This is a genomic window from Rhizobium sp. CAU 1783 (genome assembly GCF_054551725.1).
Genome location: NZ_JBTOLM010000009.1, coordinates 1 through 12,455, shown reverse-complemented (window position 1 = coordinate 12,455; position 12,455 = coordinate 1). Strand labels below are relative to the sequence as shown.

Annotated in this window: 9 protein-coding genes, 1 pseudogene and 1 other annotated feature; of the genes and pseudogenes, 7 read left to right on the top strand and 3 right to left on the bottom strand. The window is 60.3% G+C overall.

What is annotated here, in order from left to right; genetic code table 11:
• Window positions 1-171: 171 nt before the first annotated feature.
• A pseudogene (locus ACX93L_RS21650) lies at window positions 172-1,367 on the bottom strand (IS3 family transposase).
• Window positions 968-1,083 (bottom strand) — a sequence feature (AL1L pseudoknot). (Overlaps the previous pseudogene by 116 nt.)
• Window positions 1,368-1,478: 111 nt before the next feature.
• Entirely contained in the window at window positions 1,479-2,270 is a 792-nt protein-coding gene (locus ACX93L_RS21645; RefSeq protein ID WP_459406780.1) for a DeoR/GlpR family DNA-binding transcription regulator, read from the bottom strand.
• Between the two features lie 488 nt (window positions 2,271-2,758).
• Here ACX93L_RS21645 and ACX93L_RS21640 point away from each other — a divergent pair, with 488 nt between their 5' ends.
• The 6 genes from ACX93L_RS21640 (at window position 2,759) to ACX93L_RS21615 (ending at window position 9,906) form a co-directional block, all read left to right on the top strand.
• A complete protein-coding gene (locus tag ACX93L_RS21640) occupies window positions 2,759-3,271 on the top strand; it encodes a TRAP transporter small permease subunit (RefSeq protein WP_459406779.1) in 513 nt (170 codons plus the stop codon).
• Window positions 3,268-4,605 carry a TRAP transporter large permease gene (locus ACX93L_RS21635; protein ID WP_459406778.1) on the top strand — a complete coding sequence of 446 codons (1,338 nt, stop codon included), beginning with the start codon at window positions 3,268-3,270 and terminating at the stop codon, window positions 4,603-4,605. Before ACX93L_RS21640 ends, ACX93L_RS21635 begins: the two co-directional genes overlap by 4 nt.
• A gap of 48 nt (window positions 4,606-4,653) precedes the next feature.
• Window positions 4,654-5,748, top strand: a complete 1,095-nt coding sequence (locus ACX93L_RS21630) for a twin-arginine translocation signal domain-containing protein (protein WP_459406777.1) — start codon at window positions 4,654-4,656, stop codon at window positions 5,746-5,748.
• 131 nt (window positions 5,749-5,879) lie between these two features.
• The gene (locus tag ACX93L_RS21625) at window positions 5,880-7,292 is read left to right on the top strand and encodes an FAD-dependent oxidoreductase (protein ID WP_459406776.1); all 1,413 of its coding nucleotides are present in this window, start codon (window positions 5,880-5,882) and stop codon (window positions 7,290-7,292) included.
• Window positions 7,289-8,518, top strand: coding sequence for an NAD(P)/FAD-dependent oxidoreductase (locus tag ACX93L_RS21620; RefSeq protein ID WP_459406775.1), 1,230 nt, complete (start codon window positions 7,289-7,291; stop codon window positions 8,516-8,518). Before ACX93L_RS21625 ends, ACX93L_RS21620 begins: the two co-directional genes overlap by 4 nt.
• On the top strand, window positions 8,518-9,906 hold the full coding sequence (locus ACX93L_RS21615) for an FGGY family carbohydrate kinase (RefSeq protein ID WP_459406774.1): 1,389 nt from the start codon (window positions 8,518-8,520) through the stop codon (window positions 9,904-9,906). Before ACX93L_RS21620 ends, ACX93L_RS21615 begins: the two co-directional genes overlap by 1 nt.
• A gap of 191 nt (window positions 9,907-10,097) precedes the next feature.
• Here the strand turns inward: ACX93L_RS21615 and ACX93L_RS21610 are convergent, their stop codons facing one another.
• On the bottom strand, window positions 10,098-11,297 hold the full coding sequence (locus ACX93L_RS21610) for an MFS transporter (protein ID WP_459406781.1): 1,200 nt from the start codon (window positions 11,295-11,297) through the stop codon (window positions 10,098-10,100).
• Between the two features lie 147 nt (window positions 11,298-11,444).
• Here ACX93L_RS21610 and ACX93L_RS21605 point away from each other — a divergent pair, with 147 nt between their 5' ends.
• On the top strand, window positions 11,445-12,269 hold the full coding sequence (locus ACX93L_RS21605) for an AraC family transcriptional regulator (RefSeq protein ID WP_459406773.1): 825 nt from the start codon (window positions 11,445-11,447) through the stop codon (window positions 12,267-12,269).
• The last annotated feature ends 186 nt before the right edge of the window (window positions 12,270-12,455 follow it).

Below are 12,455 nucleotides of genomic sequence, written 5' to 3'. Positions count from 1 at the left end.
CTGCCCCCGCAACCAACGAAACTTGTAAGTTCTCCCATTCCCGAAACTTCTGCAAAAGCTCCTCAGCATAACCCGCGAGGAGCTTTTTGCGTTTGGCAGCCATGTCGATGCTCGCCGGTGACCGTTTGGTTTAAGTTATGCGGCCATGGCTGGCGCGTCCAGCATGTCGCATTAGCGTTCTTCGGCCTCGGCTGGCGGTATGTTGCCGATGGGTTCCAGAAGGCGTCGGTTGTTGAACCAATCGACGCATTCGAGGGTGGCGAACTCCACGGCTTCGAAGTTGCGCCATGGTCCTCGCCGGTGGATGACTTCGGTCTTGTAAAGACCGTTGATCGTGTCCGCGAGAGCGTTGTCATAGGAATCGCCAAGGCTCCCGACAGACGGCTCGATGCCCGCCTCCGCCAGCCGCTCGGGATAGCGAATGGACACGTATCGCGAGCCGCGGTCGGAATGATGAATCAGCCCGCCGCGTTTGACAGGCCGCCGATCATGAAGCGCCTGATCCAGAGCATCGAGTACAAAGCCCGCATGAGCGGTCCGGCTTGCCCGCCAACCGACGATGCGGCGGGCGAAGGCATCAATGACAAAGGCCACGTAAACGAAGCCCTGCCAGGTCGCGACATAGGTGAAATCGGAAAGCCAGAGCATGTTCGGCGCGGGAGCCTTGAAGTGGCGCTTGACGCGGCCGAGCCGACACGGGGCAGACTTGTCCGACACGGTGGTTTTGATGGGCTTGCCACGAATGATGCCCTGAAGACCCATCATTCTCATGAGCCGTGCGACGGTGCAGCGGGCGATGTCGTAACCCTCCCGTCTCAACTGCCGCCAAACTTTCCGCACGCCTTAGACCTGGAAGTTCTCGTTGAACACCCGTCGTATCTCGACCTTCATGGCGATATCATTGAGGGCGCGGGTCGACAGGCGGTCCACGCCCGTGCGCTTGGTGATAACCTCATAAAAGGGTGGACGGGGCAATCGGCAGCAGTCCGAAGATCGGCTCGACCCCGAGCCGCGATCGGTGTTCGTCGATGAAGGAAATCATCTCTTCAGTGGGCAGTCGAGCTCCGCATGGCAAAATAAGCCGATGCCTTGCGAAGAATCTCGTTTGCCTGACTAAGGTCGCGGTTCTCCCGCTCCATTTCCTTCATCCTCGCGGCGACGTCACTCGGCAAGCCTGCACGCTTGCCGCTGTCGACTTCGGCCTTCTTCACCCATTCATGGAGGGTATGCGCCGAGCAACCAATCTTGGCCGCTATCGATGATACCGCTGCCCAGCGCGAGGGATGTTCGGCTTCATGCTCGGTCACCATCCGAACGGCACGGACACGAACTTCAGGAGAAAATTTGTTCGTCATCTTGCTTGTCATAGACCCTACGTCTCACGAGTTGAGGTCTCCGAAAAAGAAACCGGGGCGGTTCATTGCTAAACAGGGCGATGACCGGATCACGGTCGTCAATCCGGCGCAGTGTCGGTAAGGTCAGCTGCTGACGATCCGCACATTGGCCGCGGTCAGCGCTCGCGTCATCGCCTCTGAGGGAGGGGAGTCAGTCACGACCGTGTCAACGCGCGCTAACGGAACAACCTCGAAGACGGCCCGCCGGTCGAACTTGGAGTGATCGGCGAGCACCGTGACGAGTTCGGCACGCTCAATCATTGCCTTCGCCATCTCGGCTTCTTGAAGGTCAAAATCCATGACGCTCGCGGAATCGAGCGCGCCGACGGTAATAACCGCGTGACGGGCTCGGAACCTACCCACTTGTTCAAGCGCAAGAGGGCCGAGACTTTCGCCGGCGTCTGAACTGTAGGCCCCCCCGATCAGGTAGAGGGTATGGCTCGGATTGACCGCCAGGGTGGCAACGATGCGGGGTGAATTGGTCACGATGACGAGGCTGTCCAGGCCTACCAGAGCTTCTGCGAGCGCCACGGTCGTGCTGCCGGTATCGATGAAAAGTGAATCGCCCGGGCGGAAGAGGCGACAGGCAGCGCGCGCAAGCCTGCGCTTCTCTTCGGCGTTCTGTGCAAGCCGGTGCGCAAAGGGGCCCTCCTTTTCCACAGAGACTGCCGGCGTTGTCACCGACCGGGCTCCACCGTGAAATTTTCGCAGTCTACCGGCGCCGTCGAGGTGCGTGAGGTCTCTGCGGATTGTCTCCTGGGAGACGTGGAGAGCCGCGGCCAGAGCGTCAACGGTCATCTCACCGGTGCGACGAATAAGGGCGATGATCTTTTCCCGGCGTTCTGACGGCTGCACTTCGGAACTTCCTCTGATCATGCGACGACGATTCTGTTGCGCCGATCTTGTGCATGGTTTCGCAGGAATTGCATAGTGTGACCGAACAGTCAAACTGATCGTCGAAATTGTGACCGAAATGGCGAAGCGCTTTCTCTGTCACTGACTGTTCGGACAAAATTTGAAAATTTGGTCTTTCTTTCGAGGAAAAACCGGCTAAGCTACTCGGATGCGAGACACCGAAAAGGGCCGCATCTATGCGACTGGGGCGCAAAGGGGAACGAGATGACCATTTCAGATATGCACGGCAGCCGGCCCTAGAGGTCGGAGTTGATATTTGAGGCTTGGGCGGCCCATCTTTTTGCCGCCTGCCGCGGAGGCATGCCTTCCGTTTGAATGTTTGCTGACAAGTAAAGATGCGGAGTTGCGCGCTGGCTCCGTTAGACGAACCTTGCGCATTTTAGTCGCCTGTGACGGAGCAGAAGTTTGATCATCCATCTTAGTGAACCGCCTTTTGCCGGAGGATTGCCATGCATCCGCTGATTGCCAGCTATGTTCGCATTACTGACCGGATTTCGGACTATGTCGGCTATCTCGCCGCCTCGCTCATCTTCATGATGGGAGGCACGCTGATCTTCGATGCGGTCACACGCAATCTCATCAGGATGCCCGTGCACTGGGCGGTGGAACTGACCCAGTTCACGCTCGCCGCCTACTATTTCATGGGCGGGGCGCTTACGCTCAAGAACGACAGCCATGTTCGCATGGACCTTTGGTACTCCACCCGTTCCCACAAGGGCAGGGCACGGATCGACCTGGTCACGTCGGTCTGTCTGATCTTCTATCTCGGTGTTTTGCTGGCGGGCGGTATTTCGAGCCTGATTTATGCAATCGAAACCAATGAAAAACGTTTCTCGATCTGGAACCCTTCGGTGATTCCTATCAAGGCCCTGATGGTTCTCTGCATCGTGCTGATGCTGATGCAGGCACTTTCCCTTGTCTTCAAGCACATTGCCACGATCCGTGGAAAGGAGCTGGCATGAGCTATGAAATGATCGCGCTGCTGATGTTCGCGTCAATGGTGCTGCTTCTCGTCACGGGTCAGCGCGTCTTTGCCGCCATCGGCTTCGTCGCAGCAGGCGCCGCATTGCTTCTCTACGGACAAGGTGCCGTCGAATTGCCGTTCAACCAGGTGTTCAAGCTGTTCAACTGGTACGCCATGCTGACCCTGCCCATGTTTATCTACATGGGCTACATCCTATCGGAATCAGGGATCGCAGAAGACCTGTACAAGATGTTGCATGTCTGGTTCGGGCGCGTGCGCGGCGGTCTTGCCATAGGCACGATCTTCCTGATGGTCATCATCTCGGCGATGAACGGCCTTTCGGTTGCCGGCATGGCCATCGGCGCAACGATTGCGCTGCCAGAGATGCTGCGCAGAGGATATGACAAGGTGCTGATCTCCGGCGTCGTGCAAGGCGGCTCCTCGCTCGGCATTCTCATCCCGCCGTCGGTGGTCATGGTGCTCTACGGCATGATCGCCCGCCAGCCGGTTTCCAAGCTGTGGTTCGCCGGCCTTGTGCCGGGCCTGCTGATGGCACTTCTGTTCATCATCTACATCATGATCCGCGCAAGGTTGAACCCCAAGCTTGCGCCGACGGTGCCGGAGGAGGAGCTCAACATGCCGCTTCGCGAGAAGCTGGCGCTGGCAAGGGCTGGCATCATTCCCTTCGCCATCTTCTTCTTCATGACCGGCCTCTTCGTGTTCGGTTTTACCAGCCTGGTTGAGAGCTCTGCGGTGGGCGCGACTTCAGCAACGCTCGCGGCCATCCTGAAGGGGCGCTTCACCTGGAAGCTGGTGCGCGAAACCTCGATGAAGACGCTCGCTGTCTCCTGCATGTTCATGTGGTTGATCCTTGCCGCACTTGCTTTCGGTGCCGTTTTTGACGGGCTCGGTGCGGTCAGGGCCATCGAAACCCTGTTCATCAAGCAGTGGGACCTCGACCCCTGGACCATCATCATCATGATGCAGATCAGCTTCATCATCATGGGCATGTTCCTCGACGACACCGCGATGCTTGTCATCGTGGCGCCGCTCTACATCCCTTTGGTGAAGGCGCTGGATCTCGGTTTCGACAACCAGCTCATCTGGTATGGCGTGCTCTACACCATCACCTGCCAGATCGCGTATATCACGCCACCCTTCGGCTACAACCTCTTCCTGATGCGCTCGCTCGCGCCCAAGGAAATCACCCTCATCGACATCTACAAATCCATCTGGCCCTTTGCGGCGATCATGGCGCTGACCATCGCGTTGGTCATGATCTTTCCGGAACTGGCCCTCTGGCTGCCCGAGCAGATGAAGGTGAAAGGCTGAGCCTACGGAGTCAGCCACCCATAACGATAACCTCAAGAGGAGAATGACATGACAGACGACACCAAGAAGCAGAGTCCATCGGAAAAGATCCTCGCGACACGTCGCAATTTCCTGACCAAGGCCGGCATCGGAGCAGGTGCGGCCGTCGCCGGTTCGACGCTTGCCGCACCCTATGTCAACGCGCAGAGCGGTCCTATCAAGTGGCGCCTCCAGACCTATTCCGGCGCTCCGCTCGGGGCACACGTCATCAAGCCACAGATCGAGGCCTTCAATAAGGCTGCGAATGGCGAGATGGAGATTGAGCTCTATTACGCCGACCAGCTCGTGCCGACCTCCGATCTCTTTCGTGCGCTGCAGGCCGGCACTATCGACGCCGTGCAATCGGATGAAGCGACGATGGCATCGCCGGTCGATATCGCTGTCTTCGGCGGCTACTTCCCCTTCGCGACGCGCTACAGCCTCGATGTGCCGGTCCTGTTCAAGTATTACGGCCTGAAGGAAATCTGGGAAGAAGCTTATGGCGAAGTCAAGGACGTCACCTGGCTTTCTGCCGGCGCCTGGGACCCGCTTCACATCTTCACCGTAGACAAGCCAATCAAGAGCCTGGCCGACATGCAGGGCCTGCGCGTGTTCGGCGTTCCGACCGCCGGCAAATTCTTGTCGCGTTACGGTCTCGTGCCCGTCACCATCCCGTGGGACAACGTCGAAGTCGCTCTTCAAACGGGCGAACTCGACGGCGTCGCCTGGTGCGGCTTCACCGAAGCGTATGAAGTTGGCTGGGCGGACGTCTGCAAATACGCGCTGACCAACTCCGTCACAGGTGCATGGTTCGGTTCCTATTTCGCCAACTCCGCAAGCTGGCAGAAGGTGCCGCCGCATCTACAGGAACTCTTCCTCATCACCATCGACCAGTCTCACTACTATCGAGACGTGTGGTACTGGGGCGGCGAAGCCAAGCTGCGTGTCGAGGGCGACAAGATGGAGCTTACCTCGCTACCGAAGGAAGAATGGGCTCAGGTCGTCAAGGATGCCGAAGGCTTCTGGGACGAGATTGCGTCTTCCAGCCCGCGTGCCGGCAAGGTGGTGGAAGCCTTCAAGAAATACGCCGCTACCATGGAAAAGGCCGGCTATCCCTACCGCTGAGCGCTCGGAACGCCTCGTGTTACGGCCCTTTCAGGGTTGGACGAAAACCGGCGGCGCGGATCTTGCGCGCCGCCCCGATACGGAATTTCTCCGGCATCACCACCGGAAAACACGCATGAAAGGGAGCGGGCATGCTCCAAGCGAGCGCATCACCGAAACCGCTGGGTATTTTCGACGTGGCCATCATCGGCGCCGGCGTGGTGGGCTGCGCTGTGGCGCGACGCTTTGCGCTTGCGGGTGCCCGCGTCGTGCTGATCGAGAAGGGGGCCGATATCCTCTCGGGGGCCTCCAAGGCCAACAGCGCCATCCTGCATACGGGCTTTGACGCGCCGCCTGACAGTCTGGAACTGGACCTGGTCAAGGCCGGGCGGCAGGAATATCTGGAAATCCGCGAGAGCCTCAGTCTCAGGATCGTAGAGACCGGTGCGTTGGTCTGTGCCTGGAACCCGCTGGAAGCCGACAAGCTCGAGGCGATCGAGGAAACCGGCCGCGCCAACGGCATTTCCGAACTCAGGCTTCTGACGGGGAGCGCCGCACGCGCGACGATGCCCGGTCTTTCCGAAAACCTTGTCGCGGCCATCGAAGTATCGGGCGAACATGTGATCGACCCGTGGACAGCGCCACTTGCCTACCTCACGCAGGCGGTCGCAATGGGCGCAGAATTCCTCAGGAACACCGAACTACTGAAGGGCACGTTCGAGGGCGAATGGACGCTCGAAACGTCTTCGGGTGAGGTGCGCGCCCGGTCCGTCGTCAACACCGCCGGCCTTTACGGCGATGCGGTGGACGAAAGGCTAGGATTTGTTCCCGAATTCACCATTCATCCGCGCAAGGGCCAGTTCGTGGTGCTGGACAAGGCGGCCTTCAGGCATGTGCCGCGCATCGTGCTGCCAGTGCCGACCGAAATCACCAAGGGCATCGTCGTCTGCCCCACCGCGTTTGGCAACGTCATCATCGGACCCACCGCGGAAGAACAGGACGACCGGGTTCGCGCCACCGTCGAGGCCGAAACGCTGAAGGCGCTTCTGGCGCGCGGTGCGGAAATCGTACCTGCGCTGGCGGATATTCCCGTCACCGCCGTTTACGCCGGACTGAGGCCCGCTACCGAAAAGAAAGCCTACCGCGTTGCCTGCCGGCCGGAAGCCCGCGCGATCACGCTCGGCGGCATCCGCTCCACAGGCCTTTCCGCCGCACTCGGCCTCGCCCGCCATGCGGTCGAACTCCACGGCATCTTCGGGCAAACGCTTCCGCCACCGGCTTCCGCCCCCTCCATCGTTATGCCAAACCTCACGGAGACCGAAGAGCGCGACTGGCAGCGTCCGCATCACGGCGAAATCGTCTGCCATTGCGAACTGGTGACGCGGCGGGAGGTGGAAGCGACTTTCGCCAGCCCCGTGCCGCCGGGAGATTTCGGAGGCCTGAGACGGCGTACCCGTGCCGGAATGGGTCGCTGCCAGGGTTTCTACTGCAATGGGCATCTCGCCGCCCTGACCGCCGGAAAGCTGGCCACACCGCTTGCCGTCGATGAAGGAGAGGCGAAATGAGCGCTTACGAGGCGGACGTCATCATTGTCGGCGGCGGCCCTTCCGGCGTTGCCGCGGCACTGGAATTGAGGAAGCGCGGCGTCGCCCAGGTCATGCTGCTCGACCGGGAAGACACGCTCGGCGGCGCGACCCGTCATTGCAGCCATTCGCCGTTCGGCATGCGCGAATTCGGCCGCGTCTATTTCGGCGCGGCCTATGGCAGACGCCTGCAACGGGAAGCGCTGGCCGCAGGCGTCGATATCCGCCCGCAGCATTCCGTCGTGTCGCTCGGCGAGGATGCGGGCATCACCGTCACCTCACCACGCGGGGTGGAGAGGCTCAAGGCGAAGCGCGTGATGCTGGCGACCGGCGCGCGCGAAATGCCGCGCTCCGCCCGGCTGGTTTCCGGCGACAGACCCGCCACCGGCATCGTCACCACTGGCGCGCTGCAGTCCTATGTCGCCTTTCACCATCTGATGCCGTTCCGGCGGCCGCTGATCGTGGGCTCGGAACTCGTCTCCTTCTCTGCCGTGCTGACCTGTCTGACCCATGGCGCGCGGCCGGTGGCGATGATCGAGCCGGAGAGCCGGGTGCTGGCGCGTAAATCCTTCACGCTGTTTCCGGCGCTCGCCGGCATTCCCTTCCATGCGGGCGCGGAAATCGTTGACATCAAGGGAGCAGGCCGCGTCGAGGGCGCGACCGTCCGGCTGGCGGATGGTTCCACTCGCAGCTTTCCCTGCGACGGCGTGCTTTTCACTGGGCGCTTCACGCCAGAGGCGGCGCTTCTCATGCAGTCCCCGCTCGGCGTTGCGCCCGGAAGCAGCGGCCCCGCCATAGACCAGACGGGGCGGATGGCGAACCCGCTTTATTTTGCAGGTGGCAACGTATTGCGCGCCATCGAGACGGGCGGTTGGGCCTTCCGCGAAGGTCAGGCGGTCGGCGCAGCACTTGCCGCCGATCTTGCCCGTGACCCAGCCGAAGCAGAGCCCGCACCCGTCACCTTTGATGCGCCCCTGAAGCTGGTGGTTCCGAACCTGCTGAGGCGGGGAGAAAGCGCGCCCGCCTTCCGCGATTTCCAGCTTCGTTTCCTGCGTCCCGTTAGCGGCCGGCTTTCCCTCGAACTTGACGGCCGCCCGGTCTGGAGCAGGACGGGAGAGTGGCTGCCGGAGCGCCGCATTCTGGTTCCCGTTCCCTCCGGCGCTGCCGAAGCGGGACATGTCCATTTCGGTTTCAGGGAGCAAGGCTGATGCGTGTCGCCGCCATTGATCAGGGTACGACCTCTACCCGCTGCCTCGTCGTCGAGGATGGTGGGCGCTTCCGTGTCGCGGCAAACCGCCGCCATGGGCAGCATCATCCGGCTGCCGGATGGGTGGAGCATGATCCGGAGGAATTGCTCGCCAACATTTTGGCGGTGCTTGCTGCCGCGGGAACCGTCGATGCCATCGCTATCGCTAACCAGGGCGAAAGCTGCCTTGCCTGGGATGCCGAGACAGGCAAGGCCCTTTCGCCTGTCATCGTCTGGCAGGATGCACGCACTGCCGACGCGCTTGCGGCCCTTGGCCCCGAGGCTGAGGAGAGATCGAAAGCGATATCCGGCCTGCCGCTCGATCCATATTTTTCGGCGAGCAAGCTCGCCTGGCTGCTGCGCAACATACCCGCCGTCGCCTCGGCTCATGCCTCGGGTCGGTTGAGGCTCGGCACCACGGATGCCTTCTTTCTCGACAGGCTCGCCGGCACCTTCAGAACGGACCTCGCCACTGCGTCCCGCACAGGTTTGCTTGATCTTGCCGCCGGCAATTGGAGCGCCGAAATGTGCGCGTTGCATGGCGTGCCGATCGAATGCCTGCCCGAGATTGCCGCCGTCGATGCGGGTTTCGGCGAGATTGGCGGCGTGCCTGTGCGCGTCTCGATCGTCGACCAGCAGGCGGCACTTTATGGCCACGGCTGCCGCGTGCCGGGCGATTGTAAGGTTACCTTCGGAACCGGTGCTTTCCTGCTTGCCGTGACCGACGGACTGCCCTCTCGCATCGGCGGCCTGCTTCCGACCGTTGGTTGGCAGAAAAGGGGCGAACGCCCCGTCTACGCTATCGAAGGCGGCGTGTATGATGCAGGTTCGGCGCTGGAATGGGCGAAGCGCATTGGTCTCTATCAAGATGTCTCTGAACTGGATGGGTTCGACGGCCCTTCCGCATTGTCCCGGGGGCTTGTCTTCGTACCCGCACTTTCCGGGCTTGCAGCGCCGTGGTGGGACCGGCAGGCCGCTCCCGTTTTCATCGGTATGGATCATTCGACCGATCGACGTGATCTCGTTCGTGCCATTCTCGAGGGTATCGCAATGCTGACCGTCGGCTTGATTAAGGCGGCTGGCGACACTGTTGCGCCATCGGCGATCTCAATTGATGGCGGTCTGTCGCAGAGCGGATCATTTGTCCGGTTTCTCGCAGCGGCCAGCGGGCGAACCATCTCAGTTCCTTCCACCCACGAACTCACTGCGTTGGGCCTGGCCGAACTGACCGGCATCGACGGTTCCGCGATACGTATGGGCGCCCGGTTGGTTTCCCCGACCGAACCAATATCCGAAGCGGATCATGATCGCTTTGCCGAAGCGGTGCGAAGAGCGAGGGAATGGCGTTAGCAAATATGAAGATGTGCCGCCGAGTCAGACTGCGATGCCTTTCACTCGCCAGACGAAATCCGTACCATTTGGCGTATCAAAAGCTGCGGAGGCTCTAGTCGCGACGAGAGAAAGTCCAGTGGTAGGTCACTCTCGTGACCGCTACGCCGTTTTCGAAATTCGAATGCGGCGAGGAATGTCTACCGCTCTGCCTAAGCGGCGGCGTGTGATCGCGGAAGGAAGGCCGTCGTCAACCCAAGCAGCGGCAGGAAAGCTATGATTTTGTATACCCAAATGATCCCGTAAAGATCGGCGAGGTAGCCAAGCCCCGCTGCCCCAATGCCGCCGAGTCCGAACATCAAGCCGAACATGATGCCAGAGATGAGCCCTACGCGACCCGGCACGATCTCCTGAGCGTAAACCACGAGCGCTGCAAACGCGGATGACAAGACCAGCCCTATGATGATCGCGATCACGCAGGTCCAGAAGAGGTTGGCATAGGGCATCAGGAGGGCGAAGGGCGCAATGCCGAGGAAGGAGATCCAGATGACTGCTTTTCGGCCGATGCGATCTCCGACCGGTCCCCCGCCGAATGTTCCGGCGGCAACAGCGGCCATGAAGCAGAAGAGATAAATTTGTGACTGCTGGATGGTCAGGCCGAAGCGTTCGATAAGGTAAAACGTAAAATAGTTGTTGAGTGCTGCGATGTAGACGAATTTGGCGAACATCAGCACAGCAATAACCGTCAGTGCCCGCGTGACTTCGCCGCGGTTGTGTTTGATCGCCGTCCCGCTTGATGCTTTGGCAGCCACTTTTAGTGCATGGTGTAACCGCCACCGCGTTACGCCCCATAGCACCCATATCGCGATTAAAGCCGGGATCGCCAGCCAGCCGACGGCGACCTGCCCAAGCGGCACGATGAGCGCAGAAGCCATGAGGGGACCAAACGCTGATCCGGTATTTCCTCCGACTTGAAATGCCGACTGCGCAGTGCCGAAGCGGCCGCCTGACGCCATCCTGGCGATGCGAGAAGCTTCTGGGTGGAAGGTGGCGGAGCCGACGCCGATTACTGCGGCCGCCACGATCAGCATGAGGTAGGAATTGCCTCCGGCGAGCAAGCCGACGCCTATCAACGTGAAGAACATTCCCATTGGAAGAAGGTAAGGCTTGGGGTGTTTGTCGGTGTAGAGACCGATCCAGGGCTGAAGCAGTGACGCCGTAAGTTGATAGACGAGCGCTATCCATCCGACCTGGGTGAAGTTGAGTGCGTATTCGTCCTTAAGCAGCGGGTAGATGGCGGGCAATGTTGCCTGGATGAAGTCGTTGAGCAGATGGGCGAAGGCGACCGCCCCGACGATCTTCACGATGAACTTCTGACTGTCGTCCAAAACGGCACCCGCGTTTGCTTCCATTGCGGGCGGCGAAATTTCTATTGTGTTTCCTTGTGCAGAAGCAGCGTTAGCAGGCATGATGAGCTCCCTTTGGAGCTTTACCTAACATTGCCTGAGGTGTACCGCTTCGCTAAATGGGTCAATTAACTCTTCGAGTGGGACACGGGCATGAGCAATCTCGCTCTCAGGGAAAGCGTGCCTCGCGCGGTCGTCGCCGTTTCAGAAGACTTTCCCTCCGCATATCAACTCGCTGAGCACCGCCATCGCCGCTCCCAATTTCTCTATGCTACGAGCGGCGTGATGGCGGTGACCACGCCAAATGGCTCATGGGTGGCCCCACCCGAGCGCGCGATCTGGATACCCAGCGAAACGCCACATTCCGTTCGGATGGTCGGCGCTGTCAGGACGCACAGCGTGCTGCTTAGCCGCGAGTTGAGCGTGCGTGCTGGAAGTGACTGCGAAGTTGTCGGTGTCTCACCCCTACTTCGCGAGCTTCTCGTGACCGCTTCTGAAATTCCAGAGGAGTATGACGAACAGGGTCGGGACGGGTTGTTGATGAAGCTGCTCATTGCAGAGGTTGCATCGGCGCCGGTGGTCCGTCTCGCGGTGCCTTTTCCCCGGCACCCTAAGCTGGCAGAACGGTGTCATTCCTTCCTGGATCGTCCTGTAGCCAGCGCGACGATCGGACAATGGGCAGATCAGTTGGCGATGAACCGTCGCAGTTTCACGCGCCTGTTTCGGCGTGAGACCGGCATGAGCTTCGAAGAATGGCGACAACAGGCTTGCATCGCGGCGGCACTACCTCGATTGGCAGATGGCCAGCCAATCACAATGATTGCTCTCGATCTTGGCTACGAGAGCCCCAACAATTTTACAACCATGTTCAAACGCGTGGTTGGGGTCTCACCAAGCCGCTACATGATGTCTTCAAAAGTTGGGGACGGAGAGCGTGAGACCGCTTTCCCCGGCGAGCCTACGAAACAGCCGCGTTAGATTTTTGACGAAGTTGATGGCATGGCTACCGAGAGCCTGGGAGCAGCGACGCGACGGGACGACTGAATAGCCGCTAGATCTGTAGACGCCTTCTTCCCCAAAAACTGAGGCAAGGAGGCCTACATGGGCAAAGCCAATTTCACGGAAGAGTTCAAGCGCGATGCGGTGCGCCAGATCACAGAGCGT

Excerpts from the sequence above, each read along its gene's own strand:
- ACX93L_RS21645 (WP_459406780.1), bottom strand. The coding sequence starts at position 2,270 with ATGATCAGAGGAAGTTCCGAAGTGCAGCCGTCAGAACGCCGGGAAAAG.
- ACX93L_RS21640 (WP_459406779.1), top strand. The coding sequence starts at position 2,759 with ATGCATCCGCTGATTGCCAGCTATGTTCGCATTACTGACCGGATTTCG.
- ACX93L_RS21635 (WP_459406778.1), top strand. The coding sequence starts at position 3,268 with ATGAGCTATGAAATGATCGCGCTGCTGATGTTCGCGTCAATGGTGCTG.
- ACX93L_RS21630 (WP_459406777.1), top strand. The coding sequence starts at position 4,654 with ATGACAGACGACACCAAGAAGCAGAGTCCATCGGAAAAGATCCTCGCG.
- ACX93L_RS21625 (WP_459406776.1), top strand. The coding sequence starts at position 5,880 with ATGCTCCAAGCGAGCGCATCACCGAAACCGCTGGGTATTTTCGACGTG.
- ACX93L_RS21620 (WP_459406775.1), top strand. The coding sequence starts at position 7,289 with ATGAGCGCTTACGAGGCGGACGTCATCATTGTCGGCGGCGGCCCTTCC.
- ACX93L_RS21615 (WP_459406774.1), top strand. The coding sequence starts at position 8,518 with ATGCGTGTCGCCGCCATTGATCAGGGTACGACCTCTACCCGCTGCCTC.
- ACX93L_RS21610 (WP_459406781.1), bottom strand. The coding sequence starts at position 11,297 with ATGGAAGCAAACGCGGGTGCCGTTTTGGACGACAGTCAGAAGTTCATC.
- ACX93L_RS21605 (WP_459406773.1), top strand. The coding sequence starts at position 11,445 with ATGAGCAATCTCGCTCTCAGGGAAAGCGTGCCTCGCGCGGTCGTCGCC.